This window comes from Lentilactobacillus parabuchneri DSM 5707 = NBRC 107865 (genome assembly GCF_001435315.1).
Lineage (GTDB): Bacteria > Bacillota > Bacilli > Lactobacillales > Lactobacillaceae > Lentilactobacillus > Lentilactobacillus parabuchneri.
Genome location: NZ_AZGK01000001.1, coordinates 120,072 through 146,186, shown reverse-complemented (window position 1 = coordinate 146,186; position 26,115 = coordinate 120,072). Strand labels below are relative to the sequence as shown.

Here is a 26,115-nt window from a genome sequence, read left to right as displayed (position 1 = left end):
AATTCATTCGGAATATAAACCATCGTTTCTACTTAAATAAAGGCAGGACAATGTTTTCATATGCCAAGTCATCCAAATTGGTGATAGTAATCCCAAGCAGTCGGACTCCCGCAGAAATGTCCGGCATATCAACCAGTAGTTCGGAAGCCAGGGCGAAATACTCCTCAACACTATTTTTGATGTAGTTATCCAACGTCACCCGCTTGGTAAAAGTTGAAAAGTCACTATAACGAACTTTGAGCACCAATGTCTTGCCGTGCTTTTTCTTGCCATCCATGGTGGTGACCAACATTTGGGCAATTCGCTGTAATTCATCGTCAACTTCAGTTTGGTTATCAATGGCCGGACCAAACGTCCGCTCCTTGCCAATTGATTTTCGGACACGTTTGTATTCAACGGGGCGCTCGTCAATTCCCCGGGCCCGTTCATACAATACATAACCAAACTTACCAAACTGCTTAATTAAATCCATTTGAGACCAGGCCAAAAGATCGCTGCCGTTGTTAATCCCCAACTCGTGCATTTTCGGAACCGTCTTTTTGCCAACACCCCGAAACTTTTCAATTGGCAGACGCGTCAAAAATTCCATGGCATCCTTGGCCCCAATAATTGTAATGCCGGTTGGCTTGGCATAATCCGAAGCTTCTTTAGCGAGAAACTTATTATAAGAGACCCCCACCGAGCAAGTCAGATGGGTGATCTGCCAAATTTCGCTTTGAATCATTCGGGCCACTTGAATGGGATCTGTCAGGTGTTTTTTATTTTGAGTCACGTCCAAATAAGCTTCATCTAAAGCAACCGTCTCAATAATATCAGTATATTCATGAAAAATATCATGAATCTGATCCGACACGGATCGATAAAGTTCAAACCCGGAAAACCTAAACACGGCATTCGGACATAACTCCAACGCCTTCATCACGCTCATTGCGGAATGGACCCCAAACTTGCGGGCATTATAATTCGCGGTCGAAACCACACCCCGCCCACCGGTTTTTCGGGGATCCTTCCCCACAATTAGTGGCTTAGACTTCAAACTTGGGTCTTCACGTTCTTCAATTGATGCATAAAAGGCATCCATATCAACATGAATGATCTTTCTGGTTGGATTTTTCATTGCTATCAGCCCTAATCAAACATACGTTCTTATGTGGTGTAAAAAAATGGTCGGGTGCTAACGCTTCCGCTACCATCCCAACCGGCAAACATAAACTATTTGTTTTCAGCTTTTGAATCGTCAGCTGAATCCGCTGATTTGTCATCGGATTCCTGGGCACTGTCAGATGTCTGAGAATCTGCTGGTGCATCAGTCGATGTTGTGTCAGCTTTTTGATCGTCATTGGCTGCTGGAGCGACAACAGCTGGTTGCTTAACTGAAGCAATCGCACTGAGGTCAAATACCAAGTAAATCCCGTCACAATCCAATGTAACCGTCTTTTCGGCTTCGTTGATTTCGTCAACAACCCCGTGCAAACGACCAATGGTAATCACTTGATCACCTGGCTTGATCTTTGAAAGTTGTTCACGACGCTTTTCTTGTTGCTTTTTTTGAGGACGAATCATCAAGAAATACATAACCGCAAACAAAACAACGATGAATAAAATTGATAAATAAGATTGGTTCAAAATTTTTCACCCACACTTTCCATAAGAATACTTTAACAAATAAGTTGGTCACAGTCTATACCTAAAAATTTTTCGGGTTGGGTTTATTATACCCATACTGCTCAAATACTTCTGCCCGAAGATCCAATAAATTGTCATCCATGATCGCTTGTTGAACCCGCTTCATTAAGTGAATGAGGTAGTACAAGTTATGGTAACTGCACAACCGCATGCCAAAGGTTTCATCGGTCTTACAAAGATGGCGGATATAAGCTCGGGTATAGTTGCGACATGTATAACAGTTGCATTGATCGTCAAGCGGCGTGAAATCACGGGCATACTTGGCATTTTTAACCACCAAGCGGCCGTGCGACGTCATGACCGTCCCATTTCGAGCAATTCGGGTTGGTAAGACACAATCAAACATATCAATTCCGCGAATAACGCCATCAATCAAGGAGTCAGTGGCCCCAACGCCCATCAGATACCGCGGCTTGTTTTCGGGCAAGAGTGGCGCAGTCGTTTCTAAAATGCGGTTCATTTCCTGCTTGGATTCTCCAACGGAAAGGCCGCCGATTGAGTACCCTGGAAAGTCCAGACTAACCAAATCCTGTGCGGACTGTTTTCTTAAATCCTCAAAGCCGGCTCCTTGGACAATGCCAAACAAGCCTTGCCAATCTGGGTTTTGATGAGCTTTTAATCCGCGCTCCGCCCAGCGGCTGGTACGTTCAACCGACTTTTTGACGTAGTCGTAGGACTCAAAAAATGGTGGACATTCATCCAGACTCATCATAATGTCCGGGCCCAAATCATTTTCAATTTGAATCGCCTTTTCAGGAGATAAAAACATTTTTGCACCGTTAATTTCATTTTTGAACGTGACACCATCTTCGGTGATATCCCGATTCTTCGCCAATGAAAAGACCTGAAAACCACCGGAATCAGTAAGGATCCCTTTATCCCAGTTCATGAATTTGTGAAGGCCACCCGCTTCTTTGACAATGTCTTCTCCAGGCCTGAGCCACAGATGATACGTGTTGGCCAAAATAATGGTCGATCCCATTTCATCCAGTTCCTCTGGCGCCAAAGTCTTGACCGTCGCCTGAGTCCCTACCGGCATAAAAATCGGTGTTCGAAACGTGCCGTGAGGGGTCGTAATCTCCCCTAATCGGGCACCGGTATGCTTTTCTTTTTTGATCAAGCGATACGTAATCGCTGGTTGCATATAAAATCCTCCTAGTGAATGTACATCGCATCGCCAAAACTGAAGAAACGGTATTTTTCTTCAATAGCGTGCTGGTAAGCATTGAGAATGTTGTCGCGACCGGTAAAGGAAGCAACTAACATCACAAGCGTTGATTTCGGCAAATGAAAATTGGTGATAAATGAATCAACGACTTTCCATTCATATCCAGGCTTGATGAAAATATCGGTCCAACCTGAATCCGGCCGAATCTCGCCATTAAATTTAGTTCCCACGGTTTCAAGGGTCCGAATTGATGTCGTTCCGGTGGCAACGATTTTGCCGCCATTTTGGCGAACGTCATTCAACGTTTGAGCGGCTTCATCGGTTAATCGATAAAACTCGCTGTGCATCTTATGATCCTCAATATTTTCCTCGTCAACGGGTCTAAACGTTCCCAAACCAACGTGAAGGGTCAAATAAACCAAATGAACGCCTTTGTCAGCTACTTTTTGCAGTAGTTCCTTGGTCCAATGCAAACCGGCTGTGGGGGCAGCTGCTGATCCCATTTCCTTGGCATAAACCGTCTGATAACGGTTAGGGTCGTCCAACTTTTCCTTAATGTATGGTGGCAGTGGCGTTTCACCAAGCCGTTCGAGTATTTCAATAAAGATCCCATCGTATTTAAACTCGATTTCTCGACCACCATGTTCCAATTCTTTGGTCACGACGGCTTTTAACTGGCCCTCGCCGAAGTCAATGACCGTCCCGACTTTCGCCCGTTTGGCTGGCTTCATCAGGGTTTCCCAGCGGTCGCCTTCGATATTATGCAACAATAAGACTTCCATGTTACCGCCGGTATCTTCTTTGACACCGTAAATTCTTGCCGGCATCACCTTTGAATCATTCATTACCAGGGCATCCCCCGGATTTAAGTAGTCAATAATATTATAAAAATGACGATCCTGCATCTCGCCGGTCTCTTTGTTTAAAACCAGGAGACGGGACTCGTCGCGATCCTTAATCGGGGTTTGAGCAATCAATTCATGCGGCAGATTATAATCAAAATCTTCAAGTGTGTAGTTTGTTTTCAAAATCTTAATTCCTTTCATCCTTGCCTGGAAGCGGGTAATTGAGGTGGTCATAGCCTTTTTTCGTGACAATTCTGCCGCGAGCGGTTCGCTTGATTAAGCCAATTTGAAGTAGATATGGTTCGTACATTTCAGCAATCGTATCAGTTTCCTCGCCGATGTTGGCAGCTAATGTGTTTAAGCCCACCGGACCGCCAGCGTAGTATTTGATCATTGTCTTCAATAACTTGAGATCAGTGGCATCAAGCCCTAATTCATCGACCTTGAGGCGTTTTAAGGCATACCTGACAATTTCCAGATCGACTTCATCCTTATCAGAAACCTGGGCAAAGTCGCGAATCCGCTTCAACAACCGGTTGGCGACACGGGGGGTTCCCCGCGACCTCAAAGCAATTTCATGGGCGCCGGATTCCTGAATATCAATTTGAAAAATATCGGCTGTTCGCCGGACAATATCTTCCAAATCGGCCGTTTTGTAATAGTTCATATGTTCAACGATTCCAAACCGGTCCCGCAGTGGTGCCGACAGCATCCCCGCTTGGGTGGTCGCTCCAATTAACGTAAACGGTGGCAGTGGGAAGTGGATCGGATGGGCGCCAGACCCTTGGCCGACAATGATATCGACGAAGAAGTCTTCCATCGCCGAATACAGCATTTCTTCAACGACTTTTGGCAGCCGGTGGATTTCGTCTATGAATAAGACATCTCCGGGCTGCAGTTCGTTAAGCAGTGACAGCAGGTCCCCCGGCTTATCAATGGCAGGGCCGCTGGTCGTTCGAATATTAACACCCATTTCGTTGGCAATCACCATTGCCAGCGTGGTCTTCCCGAGTCCAGGAGGGCCATACAACAACACATGGTCGAGTGACTCTTCCCGCTGTTTGGCGGCTTGAATATAGACCTTCAGTTCGTTTTTAACATCATCTTGGCCGATGTACTCGCTCAGGAGTTGCGGCCGCAATGATTTTTCGATGCTGCTTTCATCAGAATCAACGTTTTCCGGAGAAATCAGTCGATCATCTTTTTCGTTGGCCACGTCATCATCTCCTTAGTCTTAGTGCATCAGTAATTTAAGTCCCATACTCAGGTATTCATCGGTAGACAAGTCGGCAGCCTTTTCCAAATCCGGTTTGATGCCATCGATTTGCTTGGCACCATATCCCAGGGCAGCCAACGCTGACAAGGCATCCGTCAGCTCTGGACTCTGGGCAGTGGCAGCTGGATGCGATACATTCGGTGCCGTGGTCGCAATGTCTCCCAACTTGCCCTGCATATCCAAAATAATTTGTCGGGCAGTCTTCTTGCCCACTCCGGGAAATTTGGTCAAAAACGTGACGTCTTCGTTATTAATTGCCGAAATCAACCCGTCGCGGTCATTTCCTGCCAAGATTGCCAGCGCGCTCTTGGGCCCGATTCCAGAAACTGAAATGAGTTTTTCAAAGATCTGTTTATCCTCAATCGTCGCAAAACCATACAACAAAATGGCCGAGTCACTGACTGATTGGTAGATGTAGACTCTGATTGTTTTTTCCTGATCGATTGTAAAAGCATACGGATCGGAAGTGTAAATTAAATAGCCAACGCCGCCCACCAGCAGCACAATATGGCTGGGGGTGACGTCAACAACTGTTCCATCAAAAAATTCGAACATGATTTCTCCTCTTTACTAAAACATATGTTTGCTAATTAATTTTATCATACCTTCTCCTATTGCTGAGGACAATCTAGACAATTTCTTCATCCGTATGGTGCGGATCCTGAATTCGTTTAAACATCTTTTCAATATCGGCATTGGAAAATTTAACCAGGACTGGACGGCCGTGCGGGCAATTATAGGGATTCTCGCATTCGGGAAGCCGTCTTAATAATGCTTTAGCTTGGAGACTGTCCAAATGATGATTTGCCTTGATGGCACGCTTACAGCTCATCATAATCGCCGTTTTTTCACGGAAGGCAGCCACCGAAATTTTGTGATCAAATAAAATCCAATCAATCATTTCTTTGATGGTGTCAGCTTCCTGACCGGCTTTAAACCACATGGGATGCTCGCGGACAATGAAACTGTTTTGCCCGAATTGCTCCAAATGAATGCCCAATTGGTTCAATAAGTCCAAATGATCGTTAATCAAGAGAAAATCCGAGGTAGCGTAATCCAAAACAATTGGGACCAAAAGCTTCTGCTGGTCATCAGAGACCTCACCAATCTGTTTACGGTAATACTCGTAATTGATTCGTTCTTGAGCCGCATGTTGATCGACCAAATACATATTATCGGCGTTTTCGGCGACCAAGTAGGTGCCGTGAATCTGGCCGACGTAGGTTAAATCCGGAAAACCAGTTTGCGTGATCAGTTCGGACTGCTGAGGCTTGGGGTTATCAGCCGGTTGAAGTTCCGCCGTTGATTCAGCTTCAATAACCGACGAAGCGGCACTTTCAAACACTGGAACACCGCTGGGTTCGTTTTGTAATAGCTGGTCAAATTCAGCCACTGACGCACTTTTTAAGTCAGCCCGGGTCTTCACCACCACCGGTGTCACCTTCGGCTGATTTAAATCAGCACTCGGCGCTGACGAAACATCAAACAACGGTGGGTTGGTCTGAACCTGGTCAGCTGTTGAAACGTTGAAGGAATGTGGTTCCGCGTTAAACGGCTTTTTGAAGTCACGGGTCGCATCTGGAATCAGCTGCTTGTCCCGCAGCATCTCGTAAATTGCATCCGAAATCAACTTGCCGATCATCGGTTCGTCACTAATCCGGACTTCCTGTTTGGTTGGGTGGACGTTCACATCAATCAGTGCCGGATCGGCATTGATCGTAATCACCGCAATTGGAAAACGGCCGATCATCAATTTGGAGCCGTAGCCGGCAATAACTGCTTTGGTCAATGGGTAGTTGCGGATGAAGCGGCCGTTTAGGATCAATGAAATATAATTGCGACTCGAACGGGTCAGTTCAGGCAGGCTGACATAGCCATTTACCTGAATATCGAGATCTTTTCCCTTGATTGGGGCCATTTTTGAAATGGTTTTGACCCCATAAATGGCGCCTAGTACCTGCATTAAATCGCCTCTGCCGGAAGTTCGAAGCAATTCACGGCCATTGCTGATAAATGAAAAGGCAATTTCAGGGTGGCTCAACGCCAACCGATTGATGATATCAGAAATTTTAGCCAATTCGGTGTTTGGAGAACTCAAGTACTTCAATCGAGCCGGCGTATTATAAAACAGCGACGCGACTTCAACAGTCGTTCCTTTTCGTGATTCGGAGGCACCTTGAGCCACTAATTTGCCGCCTTTATATTCAACCTGGGTACCAATGTCACCAGTCGATGTCTTCATTTTAACGTTGGCAACTGAGCTGATACTTGGAAGTGCTTCGCCCCGAAATCCCAGCGTGCGGACACGAAAGAGGTCTCTTTGTTCAGCAATCTTGCTGGTTGCATGACGCAAAAAGGCCGTTTGAACTTGTGAACTTTCAATGCCGTTGCCGTCATCGACAACTTTAATTAACTTAAGTCCGGCATTTTCAACGGTTACGTCGATCTCCGTGCTATCGGCATCTATTGAATTTTCGACTAATTCTTTGACTACTGAAGCAGGTCGCTCAACAACTTCTCCAGCCGCAATTTGGTTGGATAGAATTGTTGGTAGTTGATGAATCTTGTTCAAATCGATCACCTTAATCTCCGTTTATCTTCTGTTGCCATTTATATACCTGATTCATAATTTGCATTGGTGTTTTCGACATCAAATCCAGTTTCTTTAATTGTGACACAACTTCCGCTTGTTTATCATCAATTTGCTCAAGCGGGAAAAGTGATGTCTGCAGCTCAGCCGGCCTCTCTGGCGTTTCTTGGCTCGTCTGAGCGGTTTGATGGTCGTCCGCTGCCTGTTGCTCCAGCTGGGTTAAAATGTCATTAGCGCGGTGCAGGAGCCCGTTTGGCAGTCCTGCTAATTTGGCAACGTGAATCCCATACGATTTGTCAGCCGGTCCTGGTTGAATCTTATGCAGAAAAACTAATTCACCATTGGATTCCGTTGCGCCGACGTGGACATTGCGCAGACGGTTGAGCGATTCATCCAGTGCGGTTAACTCGTGATAGTGGGTTGAAAACAGTGTCTTGGCGCCAATGTTATTGTGCACGTACTCAATAATTGCCTGCGCCAGCGCCATTCCATCATATGTGGCAGTCCCCCGACCAATTTCATCAAACAAAATCAAACTGTTGGGTGTCGCATTTTCAATCGCATCGTTGGCTTCTTTCATTTCCACCATAAAGGTACTTTGGCCGGAAATCAGATCATCGGCTGCACCAATTCTGGTAAAAATCTTATCAAATACCGGCAGCTTCGCCTTCTTGGCTGGTACAAAACAGCCCATTTGATTCATGATGACACATAACGCCATTTGACGCATATAAGTACTTTTCCCAGACATGTTCGGCCCGGTAATCAGTAAAATACTGGTATCTTCTGCCAAATTGACGTCATTTGGAACGTATTGTTGATGTCCCAAAACCTTTTCAACCACTGGATGGCGGCCATCTGTGATATCGACGATATGCTTATTGGTCAAAGTTGGCCGAACAAACCGGTATTCTTCGCTGACTGCAGCAAAACTTTGTAAAACATCGATAGCCGCCACGGCATCAGCTAAATCCTGAATTCGTTTAATCGACTGTTTAATATCATCCCTAATTTTAACGAACAGTTTGTATTCGAGCGTCTTGCTTTGCTCCTGGGCTTCTAGGATCAACGCTTCTTTTTCTTTTAACTCCGGAGTTGAAAAACGTTCTGCGTTCGCCAAGGTTTGCTTTCGCTGATAGCGGTTTGCCGGAATCTTATCCAAATTAACCTTAGTCACTTCGATGTAATAACCAAAAACGTGATTAAAGCCGACCTTTAAATTGTTAATTCCAGTCACCTGGCGCTCTTTGGCTTCCAGTTCAGCCAACCATTTTTGCCCATTGTTTGTGGCATCACGATACTGATCGAGCTGTTGATTATAACCATCCTTGATGACGCCGCCATCAGTGACGGAAATGGGCGGTTCTTCAACGATTGCCGAATCGATTTCTTCCACAATGTCATCCAACGGCACCAAATTTTTGAGCATCTCGTCAAAACTTTTATCGGCAATTTGTTCAAGAATATACTTGATTTTAGGCACTTGTTCCAGCGAGGTCTTCAATTGAATCAAATCCCGCCCGTTAACGCTGCCAAAGGCGATCCGACCCGCTAGGCGTTCCAAATCATAAACCTTGATTAATTCGTCCTGCAGCTGATTACGTTCAAAATAGTGATCGAGCAAAACCCCAACTGCATCATGACGCTGATTAATCATATTGCGATTGACCAACGGCCGTTCAATCCACTGTTTGAGCTTTCGACCCCCCATGGCAGTTTTGGTTTGGTCCAGCAGCCAAAGCAGGGTTCCGGATTTTTTACCGGTCCGAATGTTTCGAATCAACTCCAAATTATATTGAGAGTTGTGATCGAGCTCCAAAAAGTCGGACGGCTCATAAACCACCGCTCGCTTCAAGTGTTGCAGGCTGCGTTTTTGGGTTGCCTGAATATAATCAAGCAGCAGCTTTAAAACTTGTTTCATCAAAGCATCATCGACGTCTTGACTTAGATAACTGACTGAGGCATTCACCGGTAGATCAGACTGGTTGGAAATCAGGATACCCAGTTTTTTGACGGTATCAATGAGCGTTGCCGGCAGATCTTTTTCAACCACAATCTCCTTGGTCTGAAGAGAAACCAGTTCGTTTACAAATTCTGCCTGGGTCGTCAATTTGGCCACTTTGAGTTCACCAGTGGACAAATCGGCGTAAGCAAACGCAAATTCGTTGCTATCGGCATCGTAAACCACCGAGGTTAAGTAATTATTTGATTTGGCATTTTCTGAGCCAACGTCGACCTGAGTCCCAGGTGTCACCAATTGAATCACTTCACGTTTGACCATTCCCTTGGCTAATCTGGGATCTTCCATCTGCTCACAAAGAGCGACTTTATAGCCCTGGTCGACTAAGATATCAATATAATTTTGAGCGGCCTTATGGGGCACACCGCACATTGGAACCGGATTATCCGCATTTCGGCTTCGATTTGTTAACGTTAATTCCAATATTTGTGACCCTTTGATCGCATCTTCGTTAAACATTTCGTAAAAATCACCGAGGCGATAAAAAAGAAACGCATCCGGATACTGATCCTTAATTTTTTGGTACTGCACCATCATTGGAGTTGATTCTGTTTTTGCCAACTGAAAGTCCCCTTAAATTCAAGCTGAATATCGTTTCAGCATATCACGTTTAACTTCGTTTCATTTTAAATTTGATCATCGGTCATCGACACGGTCTCGATATGTGTCGCATGACCAGATTTGTCGTCAATATCAATAAAGCAGCCGGAAATAATTCCCTGCCCGGTTTCAAGGACTTTATAACGTGCCGGCCGCTGATCCAAGAAGCGTTTAATAACACTGTCAGGTTGCATACCCAGCATACCATCTGCCGGACCGGTCATCCCGGCATCAGTCAAAAATGCCGTCTTTCCTTGTAATAATCGTGCATCGTTGGTCTGAACGTGGGTGTGGGTCCCGACAACTGCGGAAACTCGGCCGTCCAGATAACGGGCAATTGCGAGCTTTTCACTGGTGGCTTCGGCATGAAAATCCATAAAAATACAATTGGTTTCTTCACGGATTTGGTCGACCAACTCGTCAGCCAAAGCAAAGGGATCATCTAAAGGATCCATAAATACCCGGCCTTGGAAATTCATGACAGCAAGTTGAACGCCATTGACGTTGACCATTGTATAGCCCTTACCGGGAGTCGTACGCCTTGGATAGTTGTATGGCCGAATTAAACGTTTGGCATCGTCAATAAAGTCCAGAATTTCGTTATTACTCCAAGCATGATTTCCCAAAGTGACAACGTCAACCCCATCACTCATTAACTGTTTATAAATCGACTGGGTAATACCACGACCCATCGAAGTGGCGTTTTCACCATTGACAATCGTCACTTGTGGCCTCACGGTTTGCTTCAACTTTGGTAAATAATGATGGATCATTGAAACACCCTTATCACCAACCACGTCACCAATAAAAAGAATTCGCATTAAAATTTCCTCAATACTTTCTAAATTATATAGAATAATTTTAACATTTATTTATGAAAAGAAAAAAGACCAGAACATCTGATCTTTTATCTTGCGTATTCGACTGAACGAACTTCCCGAATGACAGTCACTTTGATGTGGCCTGGGTACTTCATTTCAGTTTCAATCTTTTGTTTGATTCTGCGGGCGAGCACAATTGCTTGTGTGTCCGTAATATCTTCGGGCTTTGCAATCACTCTGATCTCTCGACCGGCTTGAATTGCGTAGCTCTTTTGAACTTCGTTAAAGCTGTCGGTGATCTTTTCGAGACTATCAAGTCTGTGGACGAAGCTTTCAAGAGATTCACTGTGTGCGCCTGGACGCGAAATCGCAATCTTTTCAGCAACAGCAACCAATTCAGAAATAATTGTCTCTGGAGAATGGCCCTCTTCGTATCCCTTAATCGCATCGATTACGACTGGACTTTCATGATACTTTTTGGCGAAATCAACACCAACTTGAACATGAGATCCCTCAACACCATTATTCGCAGCCTTACCGATATCGTGTAATAATCCTGCGCGTTTAGCTAATGTAACATCCTCACCTAATTCTGATGCAAAAGCACCTGCCAATTTGGCAACCTCAATTGAATGGCTCAGCAAATTCTGACCGTGGTCAATCTTAAAGTTAAGTTGACCAACAAGTTTGATCATATCGGGACTCATCGAATGAATTCCAAGGTCAAACAAGGTCTCTTCACCAATTTCTTGAATCCGCTCATCAAGTTCTTTACGGCTCTTTTCAACCATTTCTTCAATCCGAGCGGGATGAATCCGACCATCTTTGATTAACTTTTCAAGTGTCATTTTCGCAACTTCTCTCCGGATTGGATCAAAGCCGCTCAGCACAACTGCTTGTGGCGTATCATCAATAATTAAATCAATCCCAGTCAGTGTCTCAAAGGTCCGAATATTTCGACCTTCACGACCAATGATCCGACCTTTCATGTCTTCGTTTGGAAGACTGACAACGGAAACAGTTGTTTCAGAAACAACATCCGCTGAACTTTGCTGAATTGCTTCAATGATCAGATTCTTGGCGTTTTCGTCAGCTTCAGTCTGGGCTTGGTAGTAACTTTCTTTTACCATTCGGGCCTTTTCCTCAGCTAACGTTTCACTGGTTTCTTTCAAAATAAGATCACGGGCTTCTTCTTGAGTTAAGGCCGCAACCTTCTCAACTTCCGCCTGACGTTTTTCAATAAGTGAGTTTGCTTCTTCTTGTTGTGTGACTAAATTCTGTTGTTCACGATTAATCTTCTGCTCTTTGCGATTCAACGAGTTCTCTCGACGTTCGAAAGCACTGTCTTTACGGTCTAGAGCCTCTTCTCGCTGCAACAAACGATCCTCTTGTTTTTGAATCTCCGATCGCCGATTCTTCAGTTCCTTCTCAACTGATGAACGGTAGCGGTGGTTCTTCTCCTGTGCCGACAAAGTTGCTTCTTTGACGACCGTCTCAGCCTTCTTCTTAGCGTCTGCTAAGATACCTTTGGCGGAGCCGGTAGCGGAGTCAAGATCTTTTTGATGGATCTTCTTTTGTGCAGACTTTCCGATTACAAAACTAATAATACCAACAAAACCAACAACAATTATAGCGATGATTGCGAGGATTATCCCAGCCATTGTCATGGCCTTTCACCTCCAAATCACCAAAAAATGATTCATTCTAAACCAATTAATAGATGTTATTTGATTATTGACACAATTCTTATTTTAATGTTTGTTACGACTAGTGTCAATCATCTTTGTTGCGTCTTGGAAGATATTTGTATATAGCAATAGAATTAACAAAGGTTTATATGTGTCACAATGTTTCACAAACCCTTACTGTCACATAGAAAATCACAAAAAATAGGCCGCTCAAAATGAGGGCCCATTATTGAAAAATAGTCACATATTTTATTAAATTTGTTATTTGCCAATATCCAAATCGATACTTTCATCAGGATGCTCTTTAGCTTCATCCTTCTTCGTATCGGCATGACTGTCTTTGGAATCCGACTTCTTATCAGCTTTTTTGCCAGTGGCTTTTTTATCGTCGGCACTATCAGTCGAACGTGCGGAATCATCAGGAATATCATAAGCGTCACGAACTTTTTTCATAACCTCATCGTACATATCTTGATGTTCTTCCAAATAGGTCTTGGCGTTTTCACGTCCCTGACCAATTCGTTCGTCACCGTATGAGTACCATGAACCGGACTTGTTGATAATATCCTTTTCAACGGCCATATCAACCAACTCACCGGATTGGGAAATTCCCTTACCATACATTACGTCAACTTCGGCACGCTTGAATGGTGGCGCAACCTTGTTCTTGACAACCTTGATCCGAACCCGGTTACCAATAATGTTCGTCCCATCCTTGATCTGTTCGGCACGACGAATTTCAAGCCGAATAGTCGCGTAAAATTTCAGCGCCCGGCCACCAGGAGTGGTCTCTGGGTTTCCAAACATAACACCGACTTTTTCACGGATTTGGTTGATGAAGATCGCAATCGTTTTTGTCTTACTAATTGTTCCGGAAAGTTTCCGAAGAGCTTGTGACATCAAACGCGCTTGCAAACCAACGTGAGCATCCCCCATTTCCCCTTCAATTTCGGCACGGGGAACCAGTGCAGCAACTGAATCAATGACGACGATATCGATCGCACCACTGGTTACCAAGGCGTCGGTAATCTGGAGTCCCTGCTCACCCGTATCAGGTTGTGACAGGAGCAAATCATCGATGTTAACACCTAAATGAGTCGCATAAACTGGATCCAACGCATTTTCAGCATCAATGTAGGCTGCTGTTCCGCCACGCTTTTGGACTTCAGCCACAGCGTGTAAAGCAACGGTTGTTTTACCTGAACTTTCAGGCCCATAAATTTCAACAATTCGTCCCCGTGGGTAGCCACCCACGCCCAACGCATCATCCAGGGCAAGTGAACCGGATGGAATGGTCGAGATTTGGGTATCAGCCTTATCCCCCATTCGCATGATCGATCCCTTACCGAATTCTTTTTCAATATTTTTTAAGGCTTTGTCTAAAGCTACTTTTCTTTGGTCAGCCATTAAATTCCTCCCACTATCCTAAACGGAAAAGTTTACCAATTAACTATACTAATGATTTTCAAAAAAAGCAATCAAAATGCGAACAAAAGTTCGATCATTTATGAATTATCTCAATTGCCATCTTCAATCCCGCGTCAACTGCAGCTTTTCGAATACCATTTCGATCACCTTTAAACAAATACTTTTTAGCATATGTTTGTTGGGTGCCATAGGCGATGCCAATCCAGACGGTTCCTGCAGGATTGCCTTCAAGCGTATCTGGTCCAGCTGACCCCGTAAACGAAACCGCTAAGTCCTTGTCCATGATACTGCGCGCCTGATTGGCCATCCAAATTGCAGTCGGCTCACTGACAACGCCATTTTCATCAATGACTTCGCTTGGAATGTGTAAAAGTTGCTCTTTAACCCGGTTGGAATAGGTCACAAAGCCACCTTCAAAAACTTCGGAGACACCGGCAACGTTTCCCAGTGTACTTTGAAATTCTCCAGCGGTAATGCTTTCAGCTGCAGTAATCGTAATATGACGAGATAAAAGTTCATGAACTAATTCTTGTTCTAAAGTCATTTGAATTGCCCCTTCTAAGAAATAGATACGAAATTAAGCTGAGTTTGCTTTTTTTGAGATGATTTTTAGCGCAAACAAGGCCGAGCCAAAAGTTGTTACTCTTGTCTCAGCCTCGTTTTCCCGTGATTCGATATGATTTGGTTCAAACGTGCATCTAAATTCTGGGATCAAAATGTCTTTCGTCCCACAGTTATTAAACGCTTAAAATGAATCCGAAAAAACGGATCTGTTTTGAACAAAGTAATCAACACCCGAATAAATCGTGAAGAATAAGCAAATATATAACAAAATGAGTCCCATTGGAACGTTAATCGCGGCGAATAAAACGTTATTCAGGAATAACAAAATAATCGCCAACATTTGGGTGGTGGTCTTAATTTTGCCTGGCCAAGCCGCGGCAATTACCTGACCTTCGTTTTCAACGATGATTAACCGAAGACCAGTCACAGCCAATTCGCGGCAAACGATAATTGCAGCGACCCAGGCAGGAACGTCCCCTAACCCAACGAGGAAAAGAAACGCCGTCATGACCAACATCTTGTCAGCCAATGGATCGGCAAACTTGCCAAAGTTGGTCACCAAATGATTGCGGCGGGCGATTTGCCCATCCAAAAAATCAGTCAACGAAGCAACAATAAAAATAATCGTTGCAACCAGTCGCGTCACGCTGATAGAAGTTCCCGCAATAACGACACTGCCTGAAAATATCGGTGCTGCTAAGATTAAAATGAAGAACGGAATCAAAATGATTCGAAACATTGTAAGCTTATTTGGTAAATTCATGCTTAACCCCCAACTGATTAGTAGCCATTAGTCGAACCTGTGGTACTACCGGTTGTTCCGGTGCCGCTCGTCGTCCCAGTGGTTCCTGTTGTCGAAGACGTCCCAGTCGTTGAGCCTGTGCCGGTCGTACCCGTGGTAGTCCCAGTCGTTGAACTCGATGACGTGGAGCTGGAATTCGTGGTTGCAGACGAACCGGATTTACCAAACTGCAATGTGATAACCCGTACTTGAGCAGAGCCACCGTTAAGTGGGGCTGCTAATTTTAATTTCTTACCGCCAACGGTAATTTCCGTGGCTTCAGCATTGCCGGTATTGATCGTCACAGTATTTGTCGTGCTAGGCAATGAAATGGTATGTGAATTACCACCAGTTAGTGATGCTTGCCATACCGCAGTCCCGTCAGTTGAAACCGAGGTCCAAGCGCTGCTCGTTCCAGTAGCTGAAATCTTCAATGGTGTCTTGCCGGATGTCCCGCTAACCTGATAAGTGATGTTGCTGCCTGAAGCAGTGAGTTTCTTAAAAGCAATGGTCTTCGTCTTTTTAGGAGACTTGGCTTTCTTGGCACTGGATGCTTTGGAGCTTGACGACTTATCACTTGAAACCGATACCTTGCTGGTTTCAATTTGCGTTTTAGCCGTGTTGCGGGTGCTCTTAGCTGCTGCCACCCAAATCACGATCAAGATGACCAAGACCACGACTGAAACTGAGATAATTGGAATATACCGACGCAGCTTATCGTTACGTTCCTCCACTTTCCGTTGAGCAGAACGGGTTTCCGGATTGTCACTGTTGACCCGATCAACGTACTCTGGATCTTCGGTATCCGGCAGCTTTGTTTCAAATTGGCTTAGCAGTTCAGTCCCATCAAGGCCAACGGAGTCCGCATACTGCTTCACAAAAGCCCGAACGTAGAATTCACCCGGTAATGCATCAAAATCATTGTCCTCAATTGCGATTAAATAGCGCTTTTGAATCTTGGTATTTTTTTGCAGGTCATCGAGGGTATAGCCCTTGGCAACACGTGCATCATGTAATTTTTGTCCAATTGTTAAATTATCTTTTTCGTCGCTCATACTCATTCTCCATTGAATTTTTTGATTTCCATTTAAAGTATATCATATGCTCATCAACTAATATTTTAAGTAAATGATAAAGTAACCATTAAAAATTCCAGTTGGTCATTAATGGTCCTGGATAATGCCGGCCTGCATCACGACCTGTTTTAAAAAGTCGCTGCTAATTGCCTGGACATCCGCCAAAGTTAAAGATTTTAAAATCTCAACCTCATCATATATTGTAACAGGTTCGCCGATGAAGCCGTCAAATTGACCGCTAATCGCTTCCTCGGAATCCATCATTTCGACATAATTACCAAATAATTCGTTCTTTTGTAATTGAAATTCGGCTGTCCTTGATGGCAATGCCTCAGGAATTTTTTTGATGATTGCTTTAAGGCGATCAATCAAGATCGTCGGTTCGCTGGTGTCACAACTAATGACCGCAAAATGAAAGCCCCGTTCGTTTTCAAATTCCCATGAAAACGAGTCATCAATAATTTCATCATGATACAGTTTATCATATTCAACTGAGTTTTCACTCAAAAACAGGTCAAACATCACGGATAAGGCGATTTCGTACTTCAATCCCGCCCGCCCGGTTGGAACCGGATCGGTGCCGCGCAGTCCGAGTGTCACTTTAGGTCTTGCAACATTCATTTGTCGATGATGAATTGTCGGTTGATCCTGACGCTCAAAATTTTCGAGTCGCTGAAGAGAAATTGGCTCCGGCGAGGGTTTATCCGCCTGGTTGGCCTCAATCCAGCCGAGTGTTTCTTGTGGGTCAAGCTTACCCGTGATAAATAACGTCATATTTTCTGGACGATAGAAGGTCTTGTAAGCAAGTTCAACATCGGCAAGCGTAATGCTGCCGACTGTTTGAACCGTCCCCGCAATGTCGTTTGCCAACACTGAGTCTGGATAAAGGCTGGCAATCGTTTCGAAATACGCCTGATTATCCGGATCATTTTGATACATATTAATTTCCTGGTCGATAATCCCCTTTTCCCGTTCAACCTTGGCCGCGGTAAAATAAGGAATTTGAACAAAATTTAACAAGATGTCCAGATTTTCTTTGACCGATTCTGCCGTTGAAAACAAGTAGTTGGTCTTGGTAAAGCTGGTAAAGGCATTCGAGCGGGCTCCGGTTTTGTTAAACAATTCAAAGACGTCGTAATCTTTTTTGTCGAACATCTTGTGCTCCAAAAAATGGGCGATTCCTGCTGGTTGAACAACTTTTTGACCGTTCAAGATAAACTGACTGTCGATGGATCCATAGTTTACGCCCAATACAGCGGTTGTTTTATTAAATCCCTTTTTGGGCTGCATGTAAACAGTCAGTCCGTTTGATAATTTGGATACAAATAACCGTTCGTTATAATTTGGATAATCAATGATTTCCATCAGACTGCCCTCCACTGTTGAGTTGATAAATCGCCCGCAACCGTAATTGTTTGGCAACTTGAGAAATTTGGTCACGGTTAACGCCTTGAATTTGGGCTTCCCATTGTTCGTCAGATAAGTCAGACTGCATAATCTGCTGCACGTACCGCGCTTCAATTAAGGCGCCCAAATGGTCGGCTTCGGAGCGGTGTTGGTTAATCATGGCCTCCTTCACCCCATCCAGGAGTGCATCTGAAAAGTTTCCGGCGGAAAGCTGCTCGAGTTGTTGATTGACCATCGAAATGACTTCCTGTTCGTTTTGATAATCAATGCCAGCCTGAACCGAATCCATTCCAACCAACGAGTTGTAACTGCTGTGAATGTCGTAGGCCAAACTTCGCTTTTCTCGAACGTTGGCAAATAGCAGCGACTGACTGGACCCACCAAACAATTGATTAAAAATCACCGCCGCAAAATATAAGCCATCCCCGAAATAAATCGGCAATTCATAAGCCATACTCAAAACAGACTGTGAGCCTTCAATAAACTTGGTGTCTTCTTGAACCTGATCGATCGGTTTAGGAATCACCCGTAACTCATAAGGTGCTTGGGCCCGATCACTAAACGAGTCAAAGTCCTTAAAGCCGTCAATGACCGCTTGCTCAGACAAATCACCGGCGACTAAAATCGTGACCTTAGCGCTCGCCAGCACCGATTTGTAAAAATCATAAAGCGATTTGGCTGTAATTTGGGCCATTTCAGCTTTATTGCCCATTAAAAAGTGCCCGTGATCTGGGTCGTTTGGATAATACAAGCGTTGAAGTTCCAAGGTCGAGAAAAATTCCTTGTTATCTGCAATTGAATCCAAATAATTTAACACGTTTTTTTGATGAATTTCAAAATAAGCGTCGTTGAAGTGATCGCCGTCAATAAAGGGATTCTCAATCATTTCACGAAGAAACGCCAAAATTTGTGGCGTTAAAACTTCGCCTTCCGGTAGATACTTATCATTTGGAAAGGTGATTGAAACTTGAAGTGTGTGTTGGTTACCGTACCTCAAGACGGTTACCCCAAAGCTTGCACCATACAATTTGGATAATTGGCGAGACACCAATAATTCGCTGTCATACTGTGCCGAACAATTTTCCAATAGTTCCGCCAATAAGGCCAGCTTGGCATAATTTTCATGATGAGCGGGAAATGTAAAATTCATCACGATTTTGCTATTTTTAAATTTTGTTGTTGGGATCGTCGTTAAATGGACGTCCTTTGCAATTTCGAATTCCACTGAGTATCCTCCTCAATTAGTCACAAATTTCATATTAAGATAAATTTATTAAAATCTCAATATAAATCGGCAAACGTTACCAAAAATAGATAATTATTGCAAAATTGAGCGGCGATAAAAACGGATTGATCGCAAAATTTAAGCCCAGTAGTCGATTATTCCAAGTTGTGGAATGATTGATCACTGGACTTAAATGGCTGGAATCAGCCAACTGCTTTACATTTTAGCTGGATAATATGGACCTCTCATGAAGCAGTCGAGTTGAAAGCTAACCGTTAGCGGTCCACACTCACATAGCTTGATTATTTCTGAACGTTCTTCATCAGTGGACTATCACGATCGGTTCCAAACCACTTCATGTTAATCTTGTGCAATTCCCCATTTTTGGCTAATCGGTTCAAGCCGGCATCAATTTTTTGCTTCAAAACCGTATCGCCCTTTCTCATCCCAACGCCATACTGTTCCTTTGGAAATTCACTTGGGATAGACGTAAAGCTGGATTCGTTTTTCTGATGTTCCAGATAATAGCCTGCATAAATGCTATCGATCAGCAATCCCTGAATCCGGTTGGCATTCAAGTCGATAAACGCGTCTGTAAACGTGTCATATAAAATTGGCTCATGGCCCTTAATCCGATCCTTCAATAATTTGGGTTGGTTATCGATGTCCATCGCCCCGGCCGATCCGCTTTGAACTCCGGCCACTTTGCCTTTCATGTCGGCAAAATTCTTAATGTGTTGATTTTTCTTGGTAACTAAGACCTGATCATTAATCAAGTAAGGCTCACTAAAGGTAATCTTCTTTGCCCGTTGCGGATTAATCGAAAATCCGTTCCAGATAAGATCAATGGTCCCGTTACGTAATTCAGTCACGTTCATTGACCAATCAATTGGCTGAAAATCGACCTTGATCCCATACTGTTTGAACACGGCCTTGGCAAGATCAACGTCATAGCCGACAATTTTGCCACTCTTGGTTTGGAATCCCATGGGGACAAAACTATCATCCAAGCCGACAACAATTTTCTTTTGCTTGGAAACCGTTGCCCAGGTGTCTGGATCTTCTTGAGATCCCTGCCGGTTAACGTACCGAACACCGCAGCCTGAAAGGCCAATCGCAATCAGCAGAAAGCTGGTAAGTAATAAAAGTCGTTTCATTGATTTTAACATCCTACCCCTCCTACTGAATTTGTTTAACCTGTTGAATCTCGTCGGCAACGTTCTTGGCAAAATCCATATCATGAGTGACGACGATTTGGGTCATTTCCTGTTTTTTGAGATCCAAAATAATTTGGGCAACTTCGTCTCTTAACGCAGGATCCAAAGCTGAAGTCGGTTCATCATAGCAGAGAATCTTGGGCCGCATGGCTAACGCACGAACAATGGCTACCCGTTGCTTTTGCCCTCCTGACAGCTGATAGGGATAAAGATTTTCTTTTCCTTCAAGTCCCAACCGGCTTAAAAGCTCACGGGCATACTTTTTAACGTCATCCATTGGTTCTTTTTTAACCATCGTCGGCGCCAATGTAATATTGCCAAGGACCGTTAAGTTAGGAAATAGTTGGTAATCCTGAAAGACAACGCCGATGATTGTATCCTTTTGAGTGGTATTGGCCGGATCAAATTGACTCCCATTCCAATAAAATTCTCCGGAGTCGACGGACTCTAATCCCGTAATACAGCGCAATAAGGTTGTTTTACCGGCACCGGACGGACCGACAATCGCCATGATTTCGTTATCTTTGACGGTCATCGAAAGGTCATCAATAATTGTTCGACTGCCAAAGCGTTTTGTTAAATCTTTAATCTCTAACATATGAATTCCCTCCTATCGCCAAACATTTTCACGTTTTTCAATGAGTTTCAAGACAATCGTGCAAACCGCGGTCAAGGCGAGGTAAATAATCCCGACTAAGATGAGCGGCAGCAAAGTGACATCCCGGGCAGTCGCAACGTTTCCGGCTCGCAGTAAGTCGCCCAAGCCAATGACATAGACCAATGAAGAGTCCTTGACCAAGTTGATGACTTCGTTTCCAATTGAAGGCAACACAATTTTGAAAACCTGTGGAATGACAATCTTTCGAATAGTTTGGCCATAACTTAAACGCAACACTTTGGCGCTCTCAAACTGGCCCTTTGGAACTGACTGGAAACCACCACGGAAAATTTCACCGAAGTAGGCGGTATAGTTCAAAATAAAGGCAAACATCGCAGCGTCATATCGTTGAAAGACAATGTGAATAATTGGTAATCCGTAAAACACAAAAATTAATTGCAGTAACAGTGGCGTTCCCCGCATGATCCAGACGTAAAAGTTCAAAAGCCAGGTTAATGGTTTGAAGCGCTGAATCAGTCCCAAACCAACCAAGGCGCCCAACGGAATTGAGCAAATTAACGTCCAAAAGAAAATTGATAACGTCATTTTGGTTCCAGATAATAAAGCTGGTAAAATTTCTTGAATATATTGAATCATTTGACATCCCTCCATAAAAAAATCCCCCTGAGTATCAAGACTCAAGAGGACGATGGCTTTCGCGGTTCCACCTCAATTTGCAACAAGTTCACACCTGCTGCCTCATGAAGTTTAGTCAATCCGGTAAACAAAAAAATCCTCTTAAGCCATCAATGACTTAAGAGGACGATTTTATCGCGGTTCCACCTCAGATTTGCCCTTCACTCATGTGAAAGGCCTCTACGAGTTTAATACTAAACTTCAGCAATAACGTGCTCACCGCTTTTTCCTACTCTGTTCAGAAAAATGACTCCCAGATGTGACGACCAACAACTGAATACCCAACTTCCACCGTGATGAGCTCTCTGAAATTCAAATTGAAGACCGGTTCTGATCACCGTCTTTAAAATATCTTTAATTAAGTTAAATTCATCATAATCGTAATCGGAGAATCCGTCAAGCCTTTTTATCCCTTATGAAACCAATGAGATACTTTTTGCCAGAATGATGGTTGTTGCTCATCTTTCATTTCCATCAACGGAACCGACTCGCCAACCAGACGGCGGGCAATATCACGATAACCTTGTCCCGCTGGATTTTCAGCTTGCAATACTACCGGCTCACCATTATTTGAAGTGGTGATAACAGCATCATCGTCAAAAACGATCCCTAGTAATTCAACACCCAAATGATGTGTGATTTCATCAACGTCCATCACCGAACCATCCTTCATCATGTGCTGACGAATCCGGTTAATAATCAAATGAGGTTGTTCCTGCAGTGGATGCTGTTCAAGCAAGCCAACGACGCGATCAGCATCACGCACGGCTGAAATTTCGGGTGTGGTGACAATAATGGCACTATCGGCACCCGCAATTGCATTCATAAAGCCTTGTTCAATACCAGCTGGACAGTCAATTAAGACAAAGTCAAAATCAGGCTTTAATTCATCAACAATTTCTTTGACTTGATTTTGATTCAAAGCTGTTTTGTCAGTATTTTGTGCAGCAGGCAGTAGATAGAGCAAATCATCAAACCGTTTGTCTTTGACCAGGGCCTGGCTCAATTTTGCCCGACCACTGGCAACGTCAACGATGTCATACATGATCCGGTTATCGAGTCCTAAGACAACGTCCAAGTTCCGCAAACCGATATCAAGGTCCATCAAACAAACTTTCTTACCAAGCATTGCCAGTGCGGTCCCAATATTTGCGGATGAAGTTGTTTTTCCAACCCCACCTTTACCTGAAGTTATAACGTAAGACTTACCCATTGATGACTCCTCCTATCTGATTGTAAAACTTGGGGTTGATCTGCTTTAAATCCTCAACTCGACCGTAATCCAAGACATGCAAGTCGTTGACGTAAACAACGGTGCGGCTATCCATTTGATGCTTAGAATCAGCTAAAATTTCAAATTGTTCACCAATTCGAACTTGTTGCGCACTATGTACATCCCCAATAATCATCTTATCTTCAAAATCAGGTGCACCGGCTTGGATAATCCCTTCAACATTTCCAAGAACGAAAATATTGCCAGTAACCAGTAATTTCCCGCCTTCGTGGACGGTCCCCAAGAAGAGAACGTCGCCTTCAATATGGACTTCTTGTCCATTTCGAATGACGCGATCCACAATATGGACACTTGACTGTTCCAAGATTCGATTGGATTCAGCCTTTGTAATCACGTCGGCAGTAATTTTATGAACAGAAAAAAGCTCGTAGTCCGAAAAAATTTTTTCGATTTCAGAACGGTCTTCTGCCGGCCATAATCGCATTCCCGTATAAATATCAAACGCAATGGTTTGCGGATCGGTTGAAGCGGTCTGCGTTTTTAAATTATCCAACAGCTTGCGAAGTGATGAATAAATATCTTGAACATTGGCATTTTCATCCAAAATAATTTCATAACCATCTTTGGTTCCTTTTAAAACGGCTGCGTCTTGCATCGTCTACTCCCCTTCTTATTGCCTATGAGTCCTATACAGCGTCTCAACCGGAAAGTAAGCAATTGCAAGCAAAACAAGATTGAGTGCCAGTGTAGGGGCTAATGTGTTAACAAGAAATTGGGCAACTGATGAATTTGTCTCCCCAATAAACGCATTTGCAACGTATCCTAGGCTAACTAAAACTGTAATTCCTAAAAAATACACCAAAAAACCACTCATGAAATTTGGTGGCAAAATTTGGTATACCGTTTGGCACAAATAAACAACCAGTGGAAAAATGAACACATAAACACCTAATAATCCCGTATAGTACATATCGAAAATAAAGCCGACAACGGCTGCCCAAACGTATAGGTGAAGCTTCTTGGAATTACCGAAGAAGGCTGCCAAAATCAGCCAGAGAACCGTTAAATACGGCACCATGGAATTTGGGTATTTATAAAGTGTCCCAGACATCGTCTGACTGAGGGAACCATCAAGAAAGAACGCAATAAATTGACCAATCACAAAGTAAATTGCAATAGGAACTTTTCGTTTCACTTAATTGTCCCTCCTATCAATTCCGAACTGCTATTGAGACGACTTCAATGTCGTTCAAATTAGCAGCAGGCTTTATATAAACTTTTTTAGCAAGACCGTAATCGTCTTCAGTGACCTTCGAAACTGTCCCAACGTAAATTCCCTTCGGAATCACACCGCCAAGACCACTAGTCGTCACCCGGTTACCAACCGAAAGCTTGGCTTTAGACGTAATATTTCCCATAATGATGCGGTTGGCAGACGAATCATACGATGTGATGATCCCGTTGACAACCTTGGAATTATCTCCCAAAACTTGAATCGCAAATCGGTTGGAGTTTTCTGCGGTATTTGAAATCAAGACAACCTTACTGTTGGTCTTGTTCACTTCAGCAACCGTTCCAATCAAGCCGGGTCCCGCAATTACCGGCATATCCTTCTTAACACCGGCAGCCTGACCCTTGTTTACAATGATCTGGCTAGCCCATGAAGAAGGTGTCCGGGTAATAACAGCAGCATTAATTTTTTCATACCCGGTCAGCGTACTGCCAACATTTAATTGACGCTTTAACTGTTTGTTCTCTCGTTCCAAAACTTGATCTTTTACCTGAGTTTGTGTCAGTTGGTCAACTTTGGATTTGAGTCGTTCATTTTCCTGGTAGGTGTTCAAAAGATTCTTAGTCGAAACAAACCCGTGATGAATGCCATTCATTGGTGCCGCAATGATTCGATCCCCAAAGCCAACAATGTCATTTCCAAACTGTTGAATAAGCGGTGGGGTGCTGCGCTTGTCTCTGATGGCAACCGATAGGGACATCAAACCAAAACTAACGATCAAACATACGACGACAATTACAAGCTTTCGACTGGAGAAAAATTTTTGCATAATTGCCTCCATTCGTTATTTAATAATTAACACTGAACTGGTTAATTATTGCTTTTTCTTCATTACATTAATGCTCTTTAATGATTCTCCAGTACCAATCGCAACACAATCAAGTGGGTCGGATGCAATGGAAACGGGAACTTGAGTCGCATCTGCAATCACATCGGTAATGTTTCTGAGCAACGCACCACCACCAGTTAAAACGATGCCATGGTCAATAACGTCAGCTGCAATTTCAGGTGACGTTTCTTCAAGCGTTTCCTTGATTGTGGCAATAATCGCCATAACAGACTCGTTAATTGCTTTGTTGACGTCAACACCGCTAATTTCAACAGTTGTTGGCAGTCCGGTAACTAAGTCGCGACCACGAACGGGAACTGATTTGATTTCTTTAGCTGCTTTTTCAGACGCAGAACCAATATCAATTTTGAGCTGCTCGGAAGTCCGTTCACCAATTAATAAATTGTATTTTTGACGGACGTACTGTGCAATTGCTTCATTGAGCTTATCGCCAGCCATTCGAACTGAACGGCTGGAAACAATCCCGCCCAAAGAAATGGTGGCAACGTCTGTGGTCCCACCACCAATATCAACCACCATGCTACCGGTTGGATCCATGACTGGAAGACCGGCACCGATTGCAGCTGCAAATGGTTCTTCAATGACGTACGCATCTCTGGCACCAGCAACTCTGGTGGCATCGATAACCGCCCGTTTTTCAACGGCTGTAATCCCTGTTGGTACACAAACCATGACGTAAGGCTTACCAGACGAATGTCCCAATGCCTTTTGAATGAAATACTTCATCATGGCAACAGTCGTATCATAATCGGCAATCACGCCGTCTTTCATTGGCCTAACCGCTTGAATACTTGCGGGAGTTCGGCCGATCATTGCGCGGGCCTCAGACCCAACAGCAATGACCTCGCCACTTTTCGTACTCTTAGCAACCACTGACGGTTCACGAAGGACAATTCCTTTGCCCTCAACGTAAACGATCGTATTAGCGGTTCCAAGATCAATTCCTATGTTTTTTTCCCCTAATCCAAACACGTTATCCATCCCTTCGTTGTCGATCAACTTAATTTAGTTCGATTTTTTATAGATTAATTTATTATTGTTTAACGAAACAAGT

At 43.8% G+C, this 26,115-nt stretch carries 24 protein-coding genes; all 24 read right to left on the bottom strand.

From position 1 onward, the window contains the following. Positions 1-28: 28 nt before the first annotated feature. On the bottom strand, positions 29-1,117 hold the full coding sequence (dinB, locus tag FC51_RS00790; RefSeq protein ID WP_057909279.1) for a DNA polymerase IV: 1,089 nt from the start codon (positions 1,115-1,117) through the stop codon (positions 29-31). A gap of 95 nt (positions 1,118-1,212) precedes the next feature. Next, a complete protein-coding gene (yajC, locus tag FC51_RS00785; RefSeq protein ID WP_057909280.1) occupies positions 1,213-1,626 on the bottom strand; it encodes a preprotein translocase subunit YajC in 414 nt (137 codons plus the stop codon). Between the two features lie 61 nt (positions 1,627-1,687). Then, complete coding sequence (tgt, locus tag FC51_RS00780; RefSeq protein WP_057909281.1) at positions 1,688-2,830, bottom strand: tRNA guanosine(34) transglycosylase Tgt; 1,143 nt, start codon at positions 2,828-2,830, stop codon at positions 1,688-1,690. Positions 2,831-2,841: 11 nt separating this feature from the next. Continuing rightward, positions 2,842-3,900, bottom strand: a complete 1,059-nt coding sequence (gene queA / locus FC51_RS00775) for a tRNA preQ1(34) S-adenosylmethionine ribosyltransferase-isomerase QueA (protein ID WP_057909282.1) — start codon at positions 3,898-3,900, stop codon at positions 2,842-2,844. After that, positions 3,887-4,915: a Holliday junction branch migration DNA helicase RuvB gene (gene ruvB, locus FC51_RS00770; RefSeq protein ID WP_057909283.1), complete on the bottom strand. Its 1,029-nt coding sequence runs from the start codon at positions 4,913-4,915 to the stop codon at positions 3,887-3,889. The genes queA and ruvB overlap by 14 nt, the downstream gene beginning before the upstream one ends. An 18-nt stretch (positions 4,916-4,933) precedes the next feature. Further along, positions 4,934-5,530: a Holliday junction branch migration protein RuvA gene (gene ruvA, locus FC51_RS00765; protein ID WP_057909284.1), complete on the bottom strand. Its 597-nt coding sequence runs from the start codon at positions 5,528-5,530 to the stop codon at positions 4,934-4,936. Positions 5,531-5,603: 73 nt separating this feature from the next. Next, positions 5,604-7,556 (bottom strand): DNA mismatch repair endonuclease MutL, encoded by a 1,953-nt coding sequence (gene mutL / locus FC51_RS00760; protein WP_057909285.1) that lies wholly within the window; start codon positions 7,554-7,556, stop codon positions 5,604-5,606. A 1-nt stretch (position 7,557) separates the two neighbouring features. Beyond that, a complete protein-coding gene (gene mutS, locus FC51_RS00755; RefSeq protein ID WP_057909286.1) occupies positions 7,558-10,146 on the bottom strand; it encodes a DNA mismatch repair protein MutS in 2,589 nt (862 codons plus the stop codon). Between the two features lie 65 nt (positions 10,147-10,211). Beyond that, the gene (locus FC51_RS00750; protein ID WP_057909287.1) at positions 10,212-11,006 is read right to left on the bottom strand and encodes a TIGR00282 family metallophosphoesterase; all 795 of its coding nucleotides are present in this window, start codon (positions 11,004-11,006) and stop codon (positions 10,212-10,214) included. Positions 11,007-11,092: 86 nt separating this feature from the next. Continuing rightward, positions 11,093-12,673 carry a ribonuclease Y gene (gene rny / locus FC51_RS00745; protein ID WP_057909288.1) on the bottom strand — a complete coding sequence of 527 codons (1,581 nt, stop codon included), beginning with the start codon at positions 12,671-12,673 and terminating at the stop codon, positions 11,093-11,095. Positions 12,674-12,955: 282 nt separating this feature from the next. Then, a complete protein-coding gene (gene recA / locus FC51_RS00740) occupies positions 12,956-14,101 on the bottom strand; it encodes a recombinase RecA (RefSeq protein ID WP_057909289.1) in 1,146 nt (381 codons plus the stop codon). Positions 14,102-14,195: 94 nt separating this feature from the next. After that, positions 14,196-14,666, bottom strand: coding sequence for a CinA family protein (locus tag FC51_RS00735; protein WP_057909290.1), 471 nt, complete (start codon positions 14,664-14,666; stop codon positions 14,196-14,198). 201 nt (positions 14,667-14,867) lie between these two features. Further along, positions 14,868-15,449, bottom strand: a complete 582-nt coding sequence (gene pgsA, locus FC51_RS00730; RefSeq protein ID WP_057909291.1) for a CDP-diacylglycerol--glycerol-3-phosphate 3-phosphatidyltransferase — start codon at positions 15,447-15,449, stop codon at positions 14,868-14,870. Between the two features lie 17 nt (positions 15,450-15,466). Beyond that, complete coding sequence (locus FC51_RS00725; protein WP_057909292.1) at positions 15,467-16,522, bottom strand: helix-turn-helix domain-containing protein; 1,056 nt, start codon at positions 16,520-16,522, stop codon at positions 15,467-15,469. 108 nt (positions 16,523-16,630) lie between these two features. Next, positions 16,631-17,908: an EF-P 5-aminopentanol modification-associated protein YfmH gene (gene yfmH / locus FC51_RS00720; RefSeq protein WP_057911124.1), complete on the bottom strand. Its 1,278-nt coding sequence runs from the start codon at positions 17,906-17,908 to the stop codon at positions 16,631-16,633. Continuing rightward, positions 17,895-19,175 carry an EF-P 5-aminopentanol modification-associated protein YfmF gene (gene yfmF / locus FC51_RS00715; RefSeq protein ID WP_057909294.1) on the bottom strand — a complete coding sequence of 427 codons (1,281 nt, stop codon included), beginning with the start codon at positions 19,173-19,175 and terminating at the stop codon, positions 17,895-17,897. Before yfmF ends, yfmH begins: the two co-directional genes overlap by 14 nt. 302 nt (positions 19,176-19,477) lie before the next feature. Then, a complete protein-coding gene (locus tag FC51_RS00710) occupies positions 19,478-20,344 on the bottom strand; it encodes an amino acid ABC transporter substrate-binding protein (RefSeq protein ID WP_057909295.1) in 867 nt (288 codons plus the stop codon). A gap of 10 nt (positions 20,345-20,354) precedes the next feature. Continuing rightward, complete coding sequence (locus tag FC51_RS00705; RefSeq protein WP_057911123.1) at positions 20,355-20,990, bottom strand: amino acid ABC transporter ATP-binding protein; 636 nt, start codon at positions 20,988-20,990, stop codon at positions 20,355-20,357. 12 nt (positions 20,991-21,002) lie between these two features. Continuing rightward, positions 21,003-21,647 carry an amino acid ABC transporter permease gene (locus FC51_RS00700; protein WP_057909297.1) on the bottom strand — a complete coding sequence of 215 codons (645 nt, stop codon included), beginning with the start codon at positions 21,645-21,647 and terminating at the stop codon, positions 21,003-21,005. Between the two features lie 445 nt (positions 21,648-22,092). Beyond that, positions 22,093-22,899 carry a septum site-determining protein MinD gene (minD, locus tag FC51_RS00695; RefSeq protein ID WP_057909298.1) on the bottom strand — a complete coding sequence of 269 codons (807 nt, stop codon included), beginning with the start codon at positions 22,897-22,899 and terminating at the stop codon, positions 22,093-22,095. Next, positions 22,892-23,575, bottom strand: coding sequence for a septum site-determining protein MinC (locus FC51_RS00690; RefSeq protein WP_057909299.1), 684 nt, complete (start codon positions 23,573-23,575; stop codon positions 22,892-22,894). The genes minD and FC51_RS00690 overlap by 8 nt, the downstream gene beginning before the upstream one ends. Before the next feature lie 15 nt (positions 23,576-23,590). Next, a complete protein-coding gene (gene mreD / locus FC51_RS00685) occupies positions 23,591-24,115 on the bottom strand; it encodes a rod shape-determining protein MreD (RefSeq protein ID WP_057909300.1) in 525 nt (174 codons plus the stop codon). A gap of 16 nt (positions 24,116-24,131) precedes the next feature. Beyond that, positions 24,132-24,980, bottom strand: a complete 849-nt coding sequence (gene mreC, locus FC51_RS00680; protein WP_171031847.1) for a rod shape-determining protein MreC — start codon at positions 24,978-24,980, stop codon at positions 24,132-24,134. Positions 24,981-25,025: 45 nt separating this feature from the next. After that, positions 25,026-26,042, bottom strand: a complete 1,017-nt coding sequence (locus tag FC51_RS00675; protein WP_075141356.1) for a rod shape-determining protein — start codon at positions 26,040-26,042, stop codon at positions 25,026-25,028. Between the last annotated feature and the right edge of the window lie 73 nt (positions 26,043-26,115).